Below are 20,345 nucleotides of genomic sequence, written 5' to 3' on the forward strand. Positions count from 1 at the left end.
AGAGTAGGACATACATTGGCAAAGCAACAATTTATAATAATATATACTTTATATTTAGGAAGGGTGCGATTTTTATAGAATACGAGTAGCAAATAAGTTGGACAAACGCAGAATTTTTTCTAACAAAATAATCTGTTCCTGGGAGGATATTTAATGAAGAGAAAATTTATTAATCAATTATTTAGTTCGTTCTTAATACTAGTTATGGTCTTTTCGTTGTTTAGTCCGATACAAGCTGCATCAGCAAACGAAATTAAACCATTTAAACCAACGACACAAAACGAAAGTACGATGCAATTAAAGGCAGCGATTGCCGATCAATTAAATGTGCTAGAAGGTGGACCGAAACTACACAAAGAGTTACAAGGTTTATCTGGCAATCAAGACGTTGCAGTAATCATTCACTTGTCTGAGAAACCAGTGGCCCTTGAAAAAGGCATACACAACTTAAGTGGGAAAGCGTTCTCTTCCTCACAGGAAACTCAAGTGCGAACGAAAGTCCAAAATCAGCAAAACTTTGTACTAAAAGAGTTAAGTATAAAAAATATAAATATTGAGCAAGGATATACATTCGATACTGTATTAAATGGATTTTCGGCAAAAGTAAAAGCGGATGACCTAGACAAACTTCTAACAATTAAAGGTATTACGCTAGTAGAGCCTGACACAATTGTTCATGCGCTAGAAAAACCATCAAAAACTAAACCAACTACGTCATCGAATCCACTGAAAGAAACGCAAGTGGATGCAATGATGAATACAAGTAATTCATTCCTAGGAATTGAAAAGCTTTGGAACGAAGGATTTGAAGGACAAGGCATTAAAGTTGCTGTACTTGATACAGGAATTGATGCAGATCATCCAGAGTTTGCGGGAATCTATAAAGGCGGGAAAAACTTCATTCCGAATTCATCTACCTATACAAAAAACCGTGCGGATGATGATGCATCAGAAACTTCACCGGTGGAGCGTCCAGCGAATGTACCGGAGTTTAATGAGAGAGGGAGTGCGTTCTATACGTCACATGGAACGCATGTGGCAGGGACAATCGCTGCAATCGGTGCGAACGAATATGGTATTAAAGGAATTGCACCTAAAGTGGATCTATATGCATATCGTGTTCTCGGTGCATATGGAAGTGGATCTTCTTCTGGTATTGTGAAAGCAATTGACACAGCTGTAATTGAAAAGATGGATATCATTAACCTTTCACTAGGTGGAGGGGCTAATACAGAAACAGATAGTGGATCGTTTGCTATTAATAACGCTATGATGGCCGGCACAATTTCTGTCCTCGCAACAGGTAATGATGGTCCTAATCGTGGCACAATGGGTACGCCAGCAACAGCTCGATTAGGAATTGCAGTTGGTAACACAACGAACCCAGAAGTAATTCATAACGGACAAGTCAATATCGCAGTTGGAAGTTATAATCTGACGAAACAATTGCAATTGATGGGGACAACTTTTGGAAAAAATTTAGCAACACAACTTCAAGGTGAGTTTGATATTGTTGCTATTCCTGGAAACGGGGAAGCAAAAGATTATACTGGAATCGATGTTAAAGGGAAGGTTGCATTGATTTCTCGTGGAAGTATTGCATTTGTTGATAAAATTGCACATGCAAAAGAAAATGGTGCAGTAGCAACGATTATCCATAACTTTGCGGGCGGTTCAAATGCGCCAAATCCATCTGGAACGTTACTAGGTGATTCATTTGTTTTCTTACCAACATATGATATGTCTCAAACAGATGGAGAAGCAATTCGAGCAGCTTTAAAAGAGGGGTCAGGAACAATTACGTTTGGTAACTTTGGCTCCACGCAAACAGCTGGTGATGAAGTAAACGATTCGAGTTCACGTGGACCATCTACGCCGAACTTTGACATTAAACCAGATGTAAGTGCACCTGGTACAAATATTATGTCGACAATTCCAATGTACAAAGCAGATTTCCCTGACGTGAATTACGACGAGGCGTTTGACCGTAAAACAGGTACGTCAATGGCAACACCTCATATCGCGGGTATTGTTGCACTTGTAAAACAGGCAAACCCGGATTGGAATGCGTTTGATGTAAAAGTTGCACTTTCGAATACGGCGAAAGTTCTTGATAAATCTAAATATGATGTATTCGCTCAAGGTGCTGGTCGAGTAGACGCATATGCTGCTGCACACCCAGATGTACTAGCTTATGCACTGGATAAAGCGGTGTTAGACGGAAGTGGCTCAATTGTTGATAACTTAAAAGGGACTGTAACTTTCGGTCCTCAGAAACTATCTGAAAATATTTCTGTTACGAAACAAATTCTTGTAAAAGATAAGAAAGGTAGCGGCGGGAATTATAATGTGACGGTAGATGTTACCAAATCATTTGGCGATGCACAAGTGACTGTTGATAAACCGACATTCACATTAGCTGGAGAACAATTGTTAAATGTTACATTAACAGCTTCAAAAGCTACAGCTCCAAAAGGTTCAGAAATTTTAGGATATATCCACATTAACGGTGGAGATTCTGCAATCTCATTGCCATTTGCGGCAGACTTTAGTGAAGCAGCATCAGCAGAAATTACGAATATGGCGATCACTGAAACAGACCTATCCTTTAATAATGACGGCGTCAAAGATTCAGCTGTACTATCATTCACACTGACAGGCGATGTAACAACTAACTATATCGAACTTTGGGATATTATGAATCCTGAAGGTGGAGAATATAGGGATGGCTACATTGGTTATATACATGCTGGTAGTTCTCTTGGAAAAGGTTCGTATACGCTAAAAGTTGCTGGTCAGTACAAACCATGGGGAAGTGCACCTGCAACAAAGATTCCAGATGGACTGTATACAATTGACTTTTCAGGACAAGCAGGTTCAGAAGTCATAAGTGATTTTGTTGGACCTATTATCGTTAAAACAACGAAACCAGAAATTACAGGCTCAGTTACTAATAAAGTAGCAACTGGTAAATTAGTTGATAAATATCTAGACTACAATGAAGAATTATATTTGTATGGAATGGAATTTGATTTAAATGAAAAGCTACACGCGTCTTATATTCCAACGATTAACGGAAAAGAAGCTGAAGCTGTTCCTTTCAAACTAGCAAAAGATGGCACATTCACATTCCCTGTAACAGATGAAACAGAAGCTGTGAAAGTTATCGTGAAAGATGAAGCAGGAAACGTTGGAGAAGCATTGATTTATGAAAAAGAAGAGCCTGAAGCGGTCGTAACGCTGACAGTTAACCCAACAGAGCTGAAATTAAAGACAGGTGAAAAGGGTCAAGTAACTGTTACAGAAAAGACAACTCCGGAAAAAGGAGATCCTACGAACAAAGATGTAACTACTGAAGCAACGTATGTTGTTGCTGACGAAACGGTTGCAACGGTTTCAAACGGAGTGGTAACTGCAGTAGGCCAAGGTTCTACGACAATTACGATTACTCATGGTAAAAATGAAGTAAAAGTAAATGTAACTGTAGTAGATCCTCCAGTTGTTGTACCAGGCGTGACACTGACTGCAAACAAAACTGAATTTGATTTGCAAAAAGGGAAAGAAGCGCAATTAACGATTAAAGAAGTAACAACAGCAGCAGATGGAACAACAAAACAGAAAGACGTAACAAAAGCAGCTACGTATAAAGTAGCAGATAACAATGTTGCTTCTGTGAAGAACGGCTTAATCAAAGCTAAAAATGCTGGGACAACAACGATTACTGTTAAATACGGTAAAAACGAATTGTTAGTAAATGTAACGGTTATAGAATCATCTGTAACACTAACTGCTAACAAAACAGAAATTGATTTAGAGCTTGGCAAGGAAGCACAATTAGCGATTAAAGAAGTAACAACAGCAGCAGATGGCACAACAAAACAAAAAGATGTAACAAAAGCTGCTACGTATAAAGTAGCAGATAACAAAGTTGTTACTGTAACAAATGGTTTAATTGTTTCTAAAAATCCAGGTAGCACAGAGGTTACTGTGAAGTATGGTAAAAATGAGTTAACGGTATACGTGACTGTTACTGAACGTGGTGTAACGTTAACGACAAACAAAGCAGATATTACGTTAGAATCTGGAAAAGAGTCACAATTAACGATTAAAGAAGTAACAACAGCACCAAATGGAACTACAAAAGAAACAAATGTAACAAAATCTGCAACGTATGAAGTAGCAGATGGGAATATAGCTTCTGTAAAGGCTGGAATAGTAACAGCAAAAGAAGCTGGAAATACAACAATTACTGTGAAGTATGGTAAAAACCAATTAACGGTAAATGTAACGGTTACTAAGCCAACTGTGACATTGACAGCAAACAAAACACAACTCGATTTAGAACCAGAGAAAGAAGCACAACTGATCATTAAAGAAGTCGTAACTGGGGCAGACGGTAAAACAAAACAAACGGATGTTACAAATTTGGCAACTTATAAAGTGGCAGATAATAAAGTGGCTTCTGTATCATCAACTGGTCTAGTAAGAGCTAAAAATGAAGGGAATACAACAGTCACAGTGAAATATGGTGGAAACGAACTAACAGTAAATGTAAATGTGACAGTTCCGGTAGTGACATTGACTACAGATAAAACACATGTGGAATTGGAAGCTGGGAAAGAAGCACAACTGACGATTAAAGAAATCACAACAGCTGCAGATGGAAAAACAACAGAGAAAAATGTAACTCAAAATGCTAAGTATCAAGTAGCAGATAAAAAAGTCGCTACTGTAAGTGAAGGGTTAATAACAGCAAAAGCGGCAGGAGAAACAACGATCACTGTCAAGTACGGTAAAAATGAACTAATTGTCAATGTAATTGTGGCAGAACCTACAGTGACAATTAATGTAGACCAAACACAACTGCAATTGTTATCTGGACAGGAAGCACAACTTACTGTGAAAGAAGTAACAACTTCAGTTGATGGACAAATAACAGAAAGAGATGTAACATCTGCTGCTAAGTATAAAGTAGAGGATACTAAAGTGGTTGGTGTAACGGAAGGTAAAGTAAGAGCAAAAGCAGCGGGGAGTACAACAATCACAGTTGTATACAATAAAGTAGAAATACCAGTAAATGTGATTGTCACAGAACCAGAAGTAACAATCGTTGCAAACCAAACACAACTTAATCTGAACCTTAATCATCAATTCCAACTATTCATTACAGAAGTAACAACAGCTCCAGATGGGACAGTAACAGAAAGAGATGTCACACCTGCTGCAAAATATAAAGTGGAAAACAACAAAGTAGTATCTGTAATGAATGGTTTAGTAAGGCCGAAAAAAATTGAAGGTACGACAAAAATTACAGTGACATACGGTAAGAAAGAGTTAATCATTGATGTGACTGTTGGGAACTTTATGACATCTGATGGTACTCTAATGTATGACGATATTCTTACAATCGATGAAAATTTCATAATTGATGACATTGTTATAATTGAAGAACCTATCTTAACTGGTTTTACTCCGATAGCGTTTTAATTTCGTGCTCCAGGTACGCAAACAAAGAGGAAGAGCAGAAATGTACACAGTATATTTGCTATTGTGAACAGTCTCCTCATACCGAGTAAGTTGGGGCAGGAACTGATTGTGTAGCATTTGATTGTTGCACAGTATTCAAAATCCTTTAGGAATCACTTATTTGTTCAGTTAGTAGCTGAAGTAGGTGATTCCTTTTTTTTGATGTTAAAATTGTTTGTGACCAAGGTACACAACATACATTTATACAACTGGAAGAACGATTGTGACGATCATTCCATTGTCACCAGAATCCACGTGAATTTGTCCAGCATGTGCTTCGACGAGCTGTTTAGAGATAGCGAGTCCTAAACCTGTTCCAGAAACCTCAGAGGTTGTATTTGTACCTCGGTAATATCGGTCAAACAAGTTCTCTAGCTCTTCTGTTGGAATTCCGTTTCCTTCATCCCTCACTTGTAAGTACACATGGCCTTTCTTTTTCTCAATTTCAATAAACACTTTTGTTCCTTTAGGTGTATGCTTTATCGCGTTTCCAACTATATTATCCAGTACTCGGGCCAATAGTTTCGGATCAAAGAAAACATGTACCTCTCGATGACCAGTAGGTTGTTTTAATTCAGACCAAACAGAGCTTTTTACATAGCATACGATAAAGTCAAACAGGTTTAAATCTATTTTATGAAGAGCAATTGCATTATTTTTTAGTTGGTACGTGTACGTCAAATCTTCTATTAATGCATCCATGTATGTTGCCTTTTCCTGCATGGTTTTGGCGAAATGCTTCACTTCTGTATCCGACCATTCATAATCGTCTGAAGATAGCATTGTTGAATAGCCATAAATCGAGCTAAGTGGCGTTTTTAAATCATGTGAAAGGCCGGTAATCCAGTCCTCACGAAGTTTTTCGGTTTGCAATATTTTTCGTTCGTTTTCTTGTAAATTATGTGTTAATCGAGATAGTGACTGATCTATATCTTCATATACACGGTATTTACGTTTAAATCTCCCAGTTTTTTTAGTGAGTAATTTCCGATCATCTAAGGGAGCATAGTCTTGCTTCGCCAACTTTTCGATTCGTCTCAAAAAGTATAAAACAGGTCGCCCAAATCGGTTTCCAATCCAAAATGAGAAGAAAAGTGTAAATAGTAAAAGTAGGATATGGAAGACTAAAATAACATTAAAAAATATTTTTATGCCATGTTCAAGTGCGGGTTCAAAAGGATAATAGTGTGAGTTTTTTAGTCTTACAACAGCAGTTCTACCATCTTTTAATAATTCCGACGCAACGATTTCTTTCCTTTCCATATAGTCATGAGAACGAGCAAGGATTTCAATACCACTCAGTTCTTTTTTTGAGTCACCAAAAATAACTCGCTCTCGTTTTCCAGCTGCATTGTAAATTTCAAGACTAGCGTTTGCATGAGCTAGTTCTTTTTGGATTTCTTTTGATAGCGCTGCAGGGTACTGCTGAATGATTGTTGATAATAACTGCTCGGCAAGATGGTTTTCGATGAATACTAAATACAAGCCATTCCCTTGATCCCAAACGAAAGATTTGTTGGATTTCGTCATTTCAACAAATTGTGAAATGGAATAGTTAGAACAACATTGAAAGTCTTTTTCTGAACTAGCTAGTACAGTACCGTTTGTATCTATTAATTGAACAACCCCGCTATTAACATTTGCAGAATTTATAAGTTTTTTTGATAAATGATATGTACCGTCTGCATCTTTTTTAAAATCTGACTCAAGCTCAAAAGCATCCAACTCACGGATATTGGAGTAATTACTACTACTTGTAATATCGTAAAAAAGGTATGCAGACATTCCGAAAGTGGCGAGCAGTAAAAAAACATAAAATAAAACGAAGTAAACTAAAAATCGAACGGTCATTTTTCCGGATAAGCTCATATTATCGTTCCTCGCTAATAAGCTTATACCCAATCCCACGAATCGTCAGAAGAAATTGCGGATTACCTGGGAGCACTTCAATCTTTTCCCGCAGCTTACGAATATGAACCATTACTGTGTTGTCGTCGACGAGATATTCTTCACCCCATACGTGCGCATAAATTTGTTCTTTTGATAGTACCTGTCCGGGGTGCTCACAAAAGAATTGAAGTAAGTGAAATAGTTTTCCTACTAATATCGTGGTTTTTCCGGCTACGGTAAGCTCTGCTGCTTGAGTGTCTAATTGAAAACGTCCGTAATTATATACTTGTTTAGGTTTAATAATCGATGGTACATACCGTTTCATTTGTACTTTCACGCGAGCCGCAAGTTCCATAGGATTAAAGGGCTTTGTAATATAGTCATCTGCTCCGTACATAAAACCACGAATTTTATCGGCATCATTTGCTTTGGCTGTTAGGAAGAAAATCGGTGCCTCTGATTGTTTTCTTATCTGAGCTGCTAAATCGAGACCTGTTCCGTCTGGTAACATAATATCTAAAATATATAAATCATACGTATTTTGTGTAATATGTGCAGTGGCTTCTTTAAAACTTGCACAAACATCGATATTTTTAAATCCTTCTTTTCTTAATACGATGTCCACCATGTCTCCTATTGCTTGTTCGTCATCTACAACTAGAATTGTCACATTGACCATTTTTCCAACCCCATCATTTAAGATTTATTTAAGGTACATTTCATTTTGTGATAAGCTTTCTACCTTATACTAACAAATGAGTGATAGAAAATTCTAGGAGGAATACAAATGGACTTGCAGAGAGTAAGACTGATAGATAGCTTAAGAGGTCTTAGCTTATTCGGTATTTTACTGGCAAACTTACTTATTTTTCAGTATGGGATGTGGGGGAAGGACAAAATTTCTTTTTTCTCATTGTCTAATATAGATGTCGGTACGTATAAATTTATTAAAATAGCGGTCGAAGGTAGTTTCATGCCAATTTTCACGTTTCTATTTGGCTATTCTATTATTAAGCTAGTAGAGTCTTTAAAACGTAAGGACGTAAGAGTGAAGTGGCATTTAGTAAGAAGGTTTCTAATGCTGATGCTTATTGGAATATTACATAGTATGTACTTGTGGGAAGGGGATATTTTAACCTTCTACGGCTTGATGGGATTCTTCCTCATATTTTTTATAAATAGAAAAAAGAAAACGCTTATCATTTGGGGAAGTATTTTATTTATACTAACGAGCGCATTGGGTTATGGAGTATATGAAGAAACGAAAGAAGAAGCTGAAAAAGCATCTTCTTATATCGTACAGACAAATGATGTATATAAAAATGGTACGTATTTAGAGATTAAGGATCATAGGGAAAATGAAAGTCCAATACCAGTTGAGGATGAAATTTTCCTATTAATTGCGATGATTTTTGTTCCTTTTGTGACAGCACCGTTATTTTTATTCGGAATGGCTGCAGCGAAAGGGAATATATTTACGAGGCCACACGCAGAACAAAAATGGTATAAAGTTGGATCGATCCTTTTGCCAGTAGGGCTGGCGTTAAAAAGTGTGAGTGTCATATATGAAGAAAATGCGTGGTCAGCAATCTTATTAAATGTAGGTGCACAGTTGCTCTCGCTAGGATACATCGCAGCATTTTCGATTCTGTTTGTATCATTTTCAAATTCGATTGTATTTCGTGGATTTGAAAGTGTCGGCAAGCTTTCTCTTACAAACTATATAATGCAAACGGTTATTTGTACGACAATTTTTTACGGGTATGGGTTAGGGCTATTTGGAGAGCTTGGAATGCTGAACAGTATTATTCTAGGGCTAGTAATTTTTGCTCTACAATGTGTATGTAGCAAGCTATATTTAAAAAGGTTCCGTCGTGGTCCACTCGAGCATATTTTACGAATGGGAACGAACCTTTCTTTGAATGGATCTGTGAAGAAAAAGAAAGCATTCTTTAAAAAAATGAAAAGAGAAAATTTAGAAAACGAAACTATCTAAATATCGAAAATATCGTGTACCGGGTGAACAAACAATTAGAATAAAATAGGAAGGATTAAAAAGGAGAGGACTTAAACTTGGAAAAAAATAAAGTAGAGAATAGGGATTTCACAGATGCTTGGTGGTTCCTACCTTTGATTATTTTTATTGTTGGATTTTTAAACGTCATTGTATTTAATTAACTGTATAGAAAAAAAGCAATAATTTATACTATATTAATCATCCTGCACCAGGCACACACACAGTTCTAGTAATTCACTATAATTTATGAAATTACATTGTGTACAGATAGATAAGGAAGTCTTATGTGAGAGAAATCTTGCGTAGGGCTTTTCTTTATGCGCTCCAACTTTCGCTCATGACTAGAGCTGTAAACACTATACACCGGGTACACAAACTGAATAAGTGAAAGTTACCTAGAACAGGCTAATCATAATAAGTGTCGAATTTTAAATTAAATGTTATATTTCAACTAATTTTGTCTTTACAGAATATAGTAACATTTGTAGGAATATAAATATATTATATCTTTCAGTAGAAAAGGAGACTTGATTAGCATGAGTTTAGAACAAAAAGTAGAACTACAAGAAGGATTTTTTGGAGAGTTTGGTGGTAGTTTCGTACCGCCTGCATTACAAAATGTATTAAATGTTTTAGCAGAGCAATTTAACCGTTATAAAGACGACGAAGAATTTATAGCGGAATACAAATATTATTTAAAAGAGTTTGTAGGCCGTGAAAATCCACTGACATTTGCGAGCAATTTAACGGAAAAGTTAGGTGGAGCGAAAATTTATTTGAAGCGTGAGGATCTGAACCATACAGGTGCGCATAAAATCAATAACGTAATCGGACAAATATTACTCGCAAAACGCATGGGAGCAACACGTATTATTGCAGAGACAGGGGCGGGACAACATGGTGTTGCGACGGCGACTGCATGTGCATTATTCGGCATCCCTTGTACGGTTTATATGGGGAAATTAGATACAGAGAGACAAGCCTTAAACGTATTTCGTATGGAGTTGTTAGGGGCAAAGGTTGTAGCGGTTGATAAAGGGCAAGGTCGCTTAAAAGATGCAGTAGATGAGGCCTTAAATGACTTAGTAGAAAACTATGAAAATACGTTTTATTTAATGGGTTCAGTAGTTGGACCACACCCATTCCCAACAATGGTAAAACACTTCCAGTCTATCATCAGTGAGGAATCAAAGCGTCAAATTCTCGAAAAGGAGGGCAAGTTGCCTACAGCGGTTATTGCCTGTACGGGCGGTGGTAGTAATGCCATTGGTGCGTTCGCTCATTACATTGAAGAAGAAAAGGTACGTTTAATCGGTGTAGAGCCAGCGGAAGCCCCTTCTTTAACGCAGGGTGTTCCGGCGGTGATTCATGGATTTAAATGTTTGACGCTTTTAGATGAAGAAGGAAATCCTAAACCAACGTATTCCATTGCAGCAGGGTTAGATTATCCTGGTGTTGGTCCTGAACATTCACATTTAAAAGTAACAGGTCGTGCAGAATATGTAACGGTTACAGGAGCCGAGACGCTCGCTGCTTTTCAAGTACTTTCTCATAGCGAAGGGATCATTCCGGCACTTGAGAGCGCACACGCCATTGCGTATACGTTAAAGTTAGCTCCTACATTATCGAAGGAGGACATACTAATCGTCAACTTATCGGGACGTGGGGACAAAGATGTGGAACAAGTTTTTGAAATGCTTTCAAAACAAAATGAAGAGAGATAATGTGAAACTTCATTCACCTGATGCATAGACAATAGAATGCACTGAGTGAGAATAGGTGGGGAAGTCTTATGTGAGAGGAATCTTGCATGGGGCTTTTCTTGTGTTACAAACAGTATGCACCGGGTGCACAAACAACTCTGACGATTTCCTGTAATTTATGAAAACACATTGTAATGAAGTTAGATGAAGGAAGCTCTATGTGTAAGATATAGGGAAAAAGAGCTGTTAAGGATCAGCCCCCTTTTTATTAATCATCTTTTTTATCTTTTTCAAATTCCAGGATTTCACCTGAAATCGCATCGATGTCGAATTCATATTCATATGCGTTATCGTCAATTTCAATTTCATAGATGACGCGATTATCGTCATTCTCCAATGCTACTTTTACTATCGTACCTTTTGCTTTTTTCAACGCAATTTTCTCAGCAGCTTCTGGTGTTATGAACTTTTTATTAAATACAAAGACATCGTCGTCATCCATATCATCTAGATCATCTTTGTCTGTACGCAAGATTTCCCCCGTTTTCGCATCGATATCAAGATCATATTCGAAACCTATCGATTGAACTTCAACTTCATAGATACTGCCAGATTTTTTACGTTTTAATTCAATTTCCGTCACGTTACCACCGACTGATTTTACAGCAATCGCTCTCGCTTTTTCCATTGTTAATAAACCTTTCGCCGCTGCCTCCACAGTATTTCCAGTCATCGCAACACCACTTAATGCAAGCACTCCAGCTAATGCCGGTATCATTATCATTTTCTTCATTTTATATCTCCTCCTTCAGTTGTTACTATTATCATAAACGACGAATATAAAAGATTAATGTGAAGATTATTAAAATTTAATGAGAAATATGAAACACCATGCACCGGATACACAAACAATCTTCAACCGAAAAATAATACCAAGTAAATACGAAAAAAACCATCCTCTCCACATACAGAGAGAATGGTTTCCCTTAAAAATGATAAAACAACAGATTACAGCTTAGCCCAACGTTCCTCTAACCAAGTCATAAATTGTTCACCTTTGTCGCCTTCATATGCATCAAATACATCTAAGCGCATACGTTTTAGCTTCTCAGCAAAGTCTGCCACTGTGTGGTCCTTTGGTAAGCTCTTTTTTACACGTAGGAAAATTTTATCTGTACCTTTGATAATATCAAAACGTGCAGGTGCAGGTTTTTCTACGTTTTCACCAAACGCTACAAGAGCTTTATAAGCTGCTGTTTGCACCTTGTAAACCGTATCATTTTTCATACGGTTATTTAATAAATCGATCACTTTTTCATGTTGATAAGCTGATAATGTTTCAACTGCGGCTAAACGCTCGCGCCAGCTAGATGTATAATTGGCTTGTTTCTTTAATGCATCATATTGTTCTGGTAATTCTTTTTCAAACGTTTTCAAATAATTGCACCTCTTTTTTAAACTAGAGGAAAAATTGAATTCTTCTTCTGCTTTTTTTTATTATACGTTGTCTCGATGGAAAAAGCGATGAATAGTAATTAATGCTTCTCATTATGATTTGTAAAATGGCTGTTTACTTAATAGCATGCACAAGCTGTACAAAAAAGTAGAACATCTAGAAAGAGGATGCTCAACTTTTTTTCTATTAGCTCAAGATACATTTATTACGAAAAACCATGTAAGGAGCTTACTTGAACGTTGAATAATAGGGTTTTATTATGTCCCATAAAATTTGAAATGGGTCAGTCATGAGAACCCGTTTCGGTAGTGGGCTCTTGATTGGCGTGAGGTTGCTGCACGGAGTGGGTATCATTGATGACGAGTATTGGTCGCATCATGTCATGGTCTTCGTGCTCCAGGAAGTGACAATGCCACATGTAATAGCCTGCATGATCCTTCCAGTGCATAATAAGTTTTGTTACCATGCCAGGGTCTACTTTTGCGGTATCTTTCCAACCCTGTTCATAGTCGCGCGGTTCTTCAGGGGGTCCTGTAAATTCGAGCTTTCCTTCACTTTCATAAAGCTCCACATTAAATTGTCGGCGTTCGAGAATTTGGAATTGGATTAAGTGAATGTGGATCGGATGTGAGAAAGGTGTACCGTTAATAATATTCCATACTTCAATACTATCGAGCGCAGGTTTTTCGGTTGTCGGATCATGGAACATTTTATTATCCAACATGAGCATTGGCCTACCGTAAAAGTCCCTGGTAATACTTAAAGGTAAATTTCGCTGGATATGGGCATGATGCTCGTGCAAATCCATTGGTTCAGCAAGTCGCTCTGGTATTTCGCTCGTATCTTTTCCCATCAAAGGAGCATCCACATTAAATTGCATGACGATTTTTGTATGCTCACCTGGAAATTCCGTATCCAAATTTAATAATGTAATTTTCTGACCCATCAAATTCGAAAAATCAATGATAAAATCGAACCTTTCCGCGGGCAATAGTTCCACCGAATTGATTTCTCGCGGCTCTGTCAAAAATCCGCCGTCTGTCCCGATTTGAATGAGTGGTTGCTCATTTGAAAGGCTAATCACATAGCCTCTTCTATTCGATGCATTAACAATACGGAATCGATATTTTCTTGGCTCCACACTTAAAAAAGGCCATACTTTTCCATTTACGGTAATTGTATTGCCGGTAAATCCTGGGGTGATTGAAGGGTGCACGGGAACAGGGAATGGTGGTGAATCTGGGTAAAAAATAGAACCATCTTCATTAAAGGAGCGGTCCTGAATCATGAGGGGAATTTCATATTTTCCAGAAGGTAGCTTTAACCGATCCTCTAGCCCATCACGGAGTAGGTAAAAGCCCGCTAGTCCTGCATACACATTCAGCCGAGTTAAACCCATTGTATGGTCGTGATACCACATCGTCGTACCTGGTTGGTGATTTGTATATTCATGTATTTTTCTTCTAAACTTAGGACCTGTATGAATGTAATCTTTGCTATACCAGGATTCTGGGTTTCCATCACTTTCCCAATTGACATTTGCCCCATGCAAGTGTACTACAGTCCGTACCTCTACTGAATCCGAAACGCTGTGGAGTGTTCGGTCTACAGGGAGGAAATACTTTGTAGGCAAACGGTTATTATATTTTACATACGTTGTTTTATCCTTACTCGCCTCAATCGTCGGTCCCGGACAAAGCCCATCATATCCCCAAATGGTTGACGGAGGAAAATTTTTATGGAAACGATGCTTGGCTTCTTTCATTTGTAATTCATAATAATCCGTATCTTGATAGTCTTTGCTCAGCTTCGTTTTGGCAGCAGTCGGTTTTTGTAGTTGATCGACGAATTTAGGAATTGTATTTGGGTCAGATGGATTGACTTTATTTTGCAAAAAGCTCACTTCCTTTTTATATTCATTCAACTTCTTCAGAAGAAGACACTTACTGAATAGAGGAACTCAGGCTAAGAGCTCCGCGTCGTGCAGCAACGCCTGAGTGACCAACATCGTGTTGGCCCAAAGCCCCGGCGGATGTCATAGATTTTTAGGTGAGTTTTTCGAGCAAGCTCGAAAAAAATCTGGACGCAATTACGCCGAGGCGTAATTAATTTTTTCCGTATACTTAGTTATATGAATGAATATAGGCGGGTAACTGGGCTCTTTGTGAAATTTAGTGACTCGGAAATGCTGTTACAGCTCAGAATTGCAACTCTCCACTTCAACCATAATTTGCGTGACGTAATTTTCCTCGCCGCTTACAGAAACTTCGTCTAATACATATTCTTCATACGCAAAATTACCGAGAATGATCGGCTGTGCATCGATAAAATCCATTATTTTTTTATACGTTTTGGGGATATTTTTAGCGCTTCCTTTGTGATACGCAACGACGTAAAGCCCTTTTTGTTTTGTATAAAGGGAAACGTCCTCCGCTTGATCGGCGATTTTCGTGTACAAATACGAATAATTATCGTAGTCCTCTTGCAATATTTTTTCTTTACTTACAATCGCGCCAATCGGATGGCCCACATCTAATTTCTTTGTATATAAATACTCAACAAATGTCGACACCGATTTTAAAAATTCCTTATCCGAACAATCTAAAATAGAGTCACTTAAAAATAATTGCTCTTGTTCTTGCTCGATTAGCTGAATTTGAGAAAAATCAATCGTTAATGCATATTCAGTTAATGCAATTTTTGTGTCGATAATCTTTTGGATTTGGTTCAGTGTTTGTATCTTTCTTTCGATTTCCAATGATTTCCCTTTAAGAAGTTCAATTAATTCAGCGGGTGTTTTAGTTCTTAAAAATAATTTAATGTCTTTTAACGGCATATCCACTTCCTTTAATAATTCTATAACGTTAAAAACATCGAATTGATGATACGAATAATAGCGATAGCCTTTTTCTGTTTTTATTTCTGGGGATAGTAGCCCAATTTCATCATAATGAAAAAGTGTTTGTTTTTTTACATGACAAAGTTTTGCGAATTCTCCTGTTGTAAAGTATTTACGTAAATTTTCATTCATTTTCAAGCGCCTCCCTTGACTATATGGTTACCGTATACTTTAAGATATAACTATACCACAATAAAAAACGAACGATTAGTGGAACGTTTTCTGCTTTATTCAAGCAGAAAAAAAGAAAGGATTTGATAGTCGTGGATATTACAATTCATGACGTAACGCAAGAAAATGTACAAGAAATTTTAAATTTACGAGTAGGAGAAGCACAGCAAAACTTCATCGAAACAACACGGCAATGCTTAGATGAAGCGAAAGAATGTGCGAATTTTAAACCAGTTGGCCTGTATTCGGATAGTTGCCTTATCGGATTTGCGATGTATGGGCATTTCTCAGAGGGTGGGGAAAAAGGCCGGGTATGGCTGGATCGATTTTTAATAGATGCTAAATACCAAGGTTTTGGCTACGGAAAAACGATGCTAAACGCGATGATTCAAAAATTAGTAGATGAATTTTCATGTAACGATATATATTTAAGCGTGTATGAAGAAAATAAAGCAGCAATTCGCTTGTATGAAAAATTTGACTTTCGTTTTAATGGTGAGTCGGATGAAAATAACGAAAAAATTATGGTGAAAATCTTTCCCAACTTAAACGGACAGCAACAATAACTCAATACAAAAACATCAGGTGAAAAAATGAATGAAACAACCGCTATATTAAGAAATACCCCCACAAGAAAACTCTTTATATCTTATTTAATCCCTTCGATACTCGGTATGCTACTCATGGCAATCAACATATTAGTCGACGGAATTTTCGTTAGTAATGGAGTAGGCCCAGAAGCATTAGCAGGCGTTAATATTGCGGTACCGATTTTCTCTATTTTACTGTCGATTTCCCTTTGGATTGGTATGGGCGGAGCGACTCTGTACTCCATTGCGCTCGGGCAAAATAATCGAGAAAAGGCACAGTCGATTTTCACACAATCCTTTTTCCTTGCGACCTTTATTGTCGGTATTTTAGTTGTATTTAGCCTATGGAAACAAAAAGAAATCGCCTACTTATTTGGTGCAAGCGATGAAATCTTTCCTTACGTGAAGGATTATCTTCAAATTATCCTGCTATTCGGTGTCATTTACGTAATAGAAAATATTTTAAGTATCTTCATTCGAAATGACGGCAATCCGAAGCTAGCCATGCTTGGGCTCGGCGTTACTTCGCTATTAAATATCATATTTAACTATATATTTATTTTCATGATGGACCTTGGCGTAAAGGGTGCGGCGTATGGAACAATACTTGCTACAGCTATTGGTGTGCTCGTGTTATTTACCCATTTCTTCCGCAAATCAAGCATTTTGAAATTTACGAAATTAAAATTTGAAACGAAAACTGTGAGTGAAATATTGAAAATTGGCTTGCCAAGTTTCATTGTGGAAGCATCTGCAGCGGTGACAATCATTGCGTACAATATTACATTTATGCATTTTGTAGGTGCAGTAGGGGTGACAGCATATGCGGTTGTCAACTACTTACATGCTGTTTTCCTTATGCTGTTTTTAGGGATAGGCGCTGCACTCCAACCGATTGTCAGCTTCCATTACGGTGCGAAATTATATGATCGACTGCAGCGATTATTAAAGCTGGGCGTCATTACAGGCATTGTGTTTGGTGTTGGTATTATGCTTGTAGGATGGCAATTTGGCGAAAATATTGTGGCCTTATTTGGCGTGACGTCAGAAGAAGTTTTAACGTATACGACGAATGGAATCATGCTATTTTTCATTGGCTATTTATTTTTAGGCTTTAATTTAGTCTACGCAGAATACTACCAAGCGATTAAAAAGATTAAACTTTCTTCCATTATAATAGTAGCGAGAAGCATCGTATTATTTCTACCTCTATTATGGCTACTCCCAACATACTTCGGCAGTGACTTTATTTGGCTCGCTTTCCCGATTGCAGAAGGGATTACCGCGATTGGTATAATAATTGCGAGATATCGATTGAAAGCATTAAAAAGTAAATCGGCTGAACCAGTGCTTAGTGCATAAGTATGACAGGACAGCAGTTGTAAACCGATTGAAACTCCAGTATACTTTTTCGGTAAAGAAAGATTGAGAATTGAGGATGAGTGTAGATGGTATTTGAAGAAATTTTCCCGCGATTAAAAGCAGGCGAGAAAGTAATCCGTTCGGGTTGGGGCGGTGCTGAATTGTATGTGAAGCTCGTTGGTCAAAGTGAACATGATGGTGAAAATTTGAATCCGTATTTTTTAATTAACGTACGCGGTGAGGGCTATACAATGTTTTCGCCGACTGTCTGTGATTTATTAGCGGAAGATTGGATCATTGTAGAATAAGAGGGAAAGCTCATGAGTAATCATGAGCTTTTTCATATGGAGGAGAAGAATCAGTATGAAATTTGAAGAATACGTAGGGAAGACGGTTTTTATAACGGGTGCGGCTTCGGGTATTGGCCAAGCGCAAGCCATTGCCTTTTTAGAAAATGGGGCGAATGTATTTGCTCTTGATGTGGAGGAAGTGGGGCTGTTACAACTACGCCAACAATATTCCAAGCATTTTGCCTATTACGTTGGCAGTGTGAGTCGAAAAGAGGATGTGGCGGAAGCGTTTCAAGAAGCATTAGCTTCATTTGAACAAGTAGATATTGTGCTAAATACGGCTGGTGTATTAGACGGATTTGCAAATACGCTCGATACAGATGAGGCGCTGTGGGACAAAATTATCGATACGAATGTAAAAGGTACTTATTTTGTGACGAATACGATTTTGCCGCATATGTTGAAACGGAAATCAGGTATTGTCATTAATATGGCGTCGATTGCAGGGCTTGTTGCAGGTGGTGGAGGCGCGGCATATACAGCGTCCAAGCATGCTATTGTAGGCTATACGAAGCAATTACATGCAGATTATTGTCGTGATGGCATTCGTGTTAATGCGATTGCACCAGGCGCCATACAAACACCGATGAATAAAGCAGATTTTGAAGGGGACGGAGAAATGGCAAAATGGGTGGCACAAGAAACACCCGCGGGTCGCTGGGCACAGCCTAGTGAGGTAGCGAATTTAACGCTTTATTTAGCAAGTAAAGCAGCGGATTATATGCACGGGGCTGTTATTCCACTTGATGGCGGTTGGATTGCGAAATAGTTCTGTTCGCATAATAATTCTTTTGATATAATAGGCAAGCAAGAAAAATCAATTACGCTTGCACTACGGCACTTCAGATAGGGCGATTAGCTCTCTTCCTTTGGTCGTAGTTATTACTAAAATAGCATATACGCTATTTTACAAAGGAGAATGGAAATTGAATACATCTGCTTTAAAGGACTCATCTAGTACTTCTACAAGGGAGCTTACAAAAATCTCACTTGTTGCAGCCTTGTATGTGGCAGTGACTGTCGTATTGTCAGTCATTAGCTTTGGTGCGGTGCAGCTACGTTTGTCGGAAATGTTCAACTATTTGGCGTTGTACCACAAGCGTTATGTAATCGCTGTGACACTAGGTGTAGTACTCGCGAATTTTATGTCGCCTACGTGGATACTCGATGTACCAATCGGTGGAATTGCGACATTCCTTGTGTTAATTATTTGCCGAAGCGTAACGAAAAATATGACAAATGATATTTGGAAAATGGTTGTGACCGCATTGATCTTTGCTTTTTCAATGTTCACAGTCGCAGGACAATTAACGATCCTTTACGATCTCCCATTTTGGGCAACTTGGTTTACAGTTGGAGTCGGTGAATTATTGTCTATGACTGTTGGTGGCGTGACAATTTATTTATTGAATAAGAAAATAGATTTTTCGAAATAGATAGTAGGAACGCATTCACTTTAGGTGAGTGCGTTTTCTTTTTTGAGGTTTGAAGGATACATTCCATCATTATAATAGATGATTTAACAGATTATTCAAAACCGAATCCAAATAACCCTTACTACATAAAGAATTTCATATTTGAATGTATCATCGTGAGGAACTATTTGTAAATAGTAAAACCATAAATGGGAAAACACTAGAAAGGTTGCCTAATTCCGGAATAATTTCTCGGGAAATATGGGAGCTTAGGAATGATATTAAAACAACGTTTCTCCGATTTGATTAAGTTTATTTTTGAAACTAAGAAGGGATTTTTATCGAAATTTAAATATTAGGAACCTCACATCCGTTCGACAAATCATAACGAAAATCTCTCGAAATAGTGTATAATAGAAAAGGTCATTTATAAACGTCATATTAAAGGAATGGAATGTATATGAACTTAAAAGAATCTACTAGAAAATACATATTGCTTGGAGCTTTGCTATTCATAATAGTTGGGCTTATATCAGCGAAAGTACTTGCTAATGGGCAAGATACGCAGTTTACAAAAGAAGACGCATTGTATCAGCAAGCAGCGCAGCTTTATAGCGATGGAAACTATGCAGAAGCCTTAGATTATATGAAGGAATTATTAGTGGCACAGCCAAAATCTGAGGCAGTCAACTATTTAGGTGGTTTAGTAGCAGCAAATGCTAAGGAATACGAGCAAGCCGCTATTTTACTACAAAAAACATTAGATATTAATCCACATAAAGTGGAGGATGCGATGTTTATGCTTCAGTTTGGAGAAGTATTAGTGCTAGCTGAGAGAAAAGAGGATGCGAAAACGGTATTAGTACGTTGCCAAGAGTCAGCATGGGCTCCAGAGGATTTTCCAGAATATCAAAATCGTGTAGCTGAGTTACTAGCACAGATTGAAAATATACAATAAGGTAGGTA

General features: G+C 37.7%; 15 protein-coding genes. 9 read left to right on the top strand and 6 right to left on the bottom strand.

What is annotated here, in order from left to right:
- Positions 1-153: 153 nt before the first annotated feature.
- On the top strand, positions 154-5,487 hold the full coding sequence (locus CSE16_RS02685; protein WP_099422446.1) for a S8 family serine peptidase: 5,334 nt from the start codon (positions 154-156) through the stop codon (positions 5,485-5,487).
- 240 nt (positions 5,488-5,727) lie between these two features.
- Here the strand turns inward: CSE16_RS02685 and CSE16_RS02690 are convergent, their stop codons facing one another.
- The gene (locus CSE16_RS02690; protein WP_099422447.1) at positions 5,728-7,395 is read right to left on the bottom strand and encodes a sensor histidine kinase; all 1,668 of its coding nucleotides are present in this window, start codon (positions 7,393-7,395) and stop codon (positions 5,728-5,730) included.
- A gap of 1 nt (position 7,396) precedes the next feature.
- The gene (locus tag CSE16_RS02695) at positions 7,397-8,095 is read right to left on the bottom strand and encodes a response regulator transcription factor (protein ID WP_099422448.1); all 699 of its coding nucleotides are present in this window, start codon (positions 8,093-8,095) and stop codon (positions 7,397-7,399) included.
- A 108-nt stretch (positions 8,096-8,203) separates the two neighbouring features.
- Here CSE16_RS02695 and CSE16_RS02700 point away from each other — a divergent pair, with 108 nt between their 5' ends.
- Both CSE16_RS02700 and trpB read left to right on the top strand, forming a co-directional pair.
- A complete protein-coding gene (locus CSE16_RS02700; RefSeq protein ID WP_099422449.1) occupies positions 8,204-9,412 on the top strand; it encodes a DUF418 domain-containing protein in 1,209 nt (402 codons plus the stop codon).
- A 557-nt stretch (positions 9,413-9,969) separates the two neighbouring features.
- The gene (gene trpB / locus CSE16_RS02705; protein ID WP_099422450.1) at positions 9,970-11,157 is read left to right on the top strand and encodes a tryptophan synthase subunit beta; all 1,188 of its coding nucleotides are present in this window, start codon (positions 9,970-9,972) and stop codon (positions 11,155-11,157) included.
- A gap of 247 nt (positions 11,158-11,404) precedes the next feature.
- On the opposite strand, the gene CSE16_RS02710 is transcribed toward trpB, so the two are convergent.
- The 4 genes from CSE16_RS02710 to CSE16_RS02725 all read right to left on the bottom strand — a co-directional run bounded on the left by CSE16_RS02710 (position 11,405) and on the right by CSE16_RS02725 (position 15,623).
- Positions 11,405-11,929, bottom strand: a complete 525-nt coding sequence (locus CSE16_RS02710) for a PepSY domain-containing protein (RefSeq protein ID WP_099422451.1) — start codon at positions 11,927-11,929, stop codon at positions 11,405-11,407.
- A 215-nt stretch (positions 11,930-12,144) separates the two neighbouring features.
- On the bottom strand, positions 12,145-12,573 hold the full coding sequence (locus tag CSE16_RS02715; protein ID WP_099422452.1) for a HEAT repeat domain-containing protein: 429 nt from the start codon (positions 12,571-12,573) through the stop codon (positions 12,145-12,147).
- 302 nt (positions 12,574-12,875) lie between these two features.
- The gene (locus CSE16_RS02720) at positions 12,876-14,486 is read right to left on the bottom strand and encodes a multicopper oxidase family protein (RefSeq protein ID WP_099422453.1); all 1,611 of its coding nucleotides are present in this window, start codon (positions 14,484-14,486) and stop codon (positions 12,876-12,878) included.
- A 297-nt stretch (positions 14,487-14,783) separates the two neighbouring features.
- Complete coding sequence (locus tag CSE16_RS02725) at positions 14,784-15,623, bottom strand: MerR family transcriptional regulator (protein WP_099422454.1); 840 nt, start codon at positions 15,621-15,623, stop codon at positions 14,784-14,786.
- Between the two features lie 131 nt (positions 15,624-15,754).
- On the opposite strand from CSE16_RS02725, the gene CSE16_RS02730 reads away from it, so the two are divergent.
- From CSE16_RS02730 to CSE16_RS02755, 6 genes are all read left to right on the top strand, one after another.
- The gene (locus CSE16_RS02730) at positions 15,755-16,228 is read left to right on the top strand and encodes a GNAT family N-acetyltransferase (protein WP_099422455.1); all 474 of its coding nucleotides are present in this window, start codon (positions 15,755-15,757) and stop codon (positions 16,226-16,228) included.
- Between the two features lie 27 nt (positions 16,229-16,255).
- Complete coding sequence (locus tag CSE16_RS02735) at positions 16,256-17,614, top strand: MATE family efflux transporter (protein ID WP_099422456.1); 1,359 nt, start codon at positions 16,256-16,258, stop codon at positions 17,612-17,614.
- An 86-nt stretch (positions 17,615-17,700) separates the two neighbouring features.
- Positions 17,701-17,922 carry a DUF2829 domain-containing protein gene (locus CSE16_RS02740; RefSeq protein ID WP_099422457.1) on the top strand — a complete coding sequence of 74 codons (222 nt, stop codon included), beginning with the start codon at positions 17,701-17,703 and terminating at the stop codon, positions 17,920-17,922.
- A gap of 55 nt (positions 17,923-17,977) precedes the next feature.
- Positions 17,978-18,733 (top strand): 3-oxoacyl-ACP reductase, encoded by a 756-nt coding sequence (locus CSE16_RS02745; RefSeq protein WP_099422458.1) that lies wholly within the window; start codon positions 17,978-17,980, stop codon positions 18,731-18,733.
- A gap of 157 nt (positions 18,734-18,890) precedes the next feature.
- On the top strand, positions 18,891-19,400 hold the full coding sequence (locus tag CSE16_RS02750; RefSeq protein WP_099422459.1) for a QueT transporter family protein: 510 nt from the start codon (positions 18,891-18,893) through the stop codon (positions 19,398-19,400).
- A 439-nt stretch (positions 19,401-19,839) separates the two neighbouring features.
- Positions 19,840-20,337: a tetratricopeptide repeat protein gene (locus CSE16_RS02755; RefSeq protein WP_099422460.1), complete on the top strand. Its 498-nt coding sequence runs from the start codon at positions 19,840-19,842 to the stop codon at positions 20,335-20,337.
- The last annotated feature ends 8 nt before the right edge of the window (positions 20,338-20,345 follow it).

The organism is Solibacillus sp. R5-41 (assembly GCF_002736105.1).
Lineage (GTDB): Bacteria > Bacillota > Bacilli > Bacillales_A > Planococcaceae > Solibacillus.

Bases quoted from the DNA above. Each gene is read 5' to 3' on its own strand.
- CSE16_RS02695 (WP_099422448.1), bottom strand. From the start codon at position 8,095: ATGGTCAATGTGACAATTCTAGTTGTAGATGACGAACAAGCAATAGGA.
- CSE16_RS02755 (WP_099422460.1), top strand. From the start codon at position 19,840: ATGAACTTAAAAGAATCTACTAGAAAATACATATTGCTTGGAGCTTTG.
- CSE16_RS02735 (WP_099422456.1), top strand. From the start codon at position 16,256: ATGAATGAAACAACCGCTATATTAAGAAATACCCCCACAAGAAAACTC.
- CSE16_RS02700 (WP_099422449.1), top strand. From the start codon at position 8,204: ATGGACTTGCAGAGAGTAAGACTGATAGATAGCTTAAGAGGTCTTAGC.
- CSE16_RS02690 (WP_099422447.1), bottom strand. From the start codon at position 7,395: ATGAGCTTATCCGGAAAAATGACCGTTCGATTTTTAGTTTACTTCGTT.
- trpB (WP_099422450.1), top strand. From the start codon at position 9,970: ATGAGTTTAGAACAAAAAGTAGAACTACAAGAAGGATTTTTTGGAGAG.
- CSE16_RS02685 (WP_099422446.1), top strand. From the start codon at position 154: ATGAAGAGAAAATTTATTAATCAATTATTTAGTTCGTTCTTAATACTA.
- CSE16_RS02745 (WP_099422458.1), top strand. From the start codon at position 17,978: ATGAAATTTGAAGAATACGTAGGGAAGACGGTTTTTATAACGGGTGCG.
- CSE16_RS02740 (WP_099422457.1), top strand. From the start codon at position 17,701: ATGGTATTTGAAGAAATTTTCCCGCGATTAAAAGCAGGCGAGAAAGTA.
- CSE16_RS02710 (WP_099422451.1), bottom strand. From the start codon at position 11,929: ATGAAGAAAATGATAATGATACCGGCATTAGCTGGAGTGCTTGCATTA.
- CSE16_RS02725 (WP_099422454.1), bottom strand. From the start codon at position 15,623: ATGAATGAAAATTTACGTAAATACTTTACAACAGGAGAATTCGCAAAA.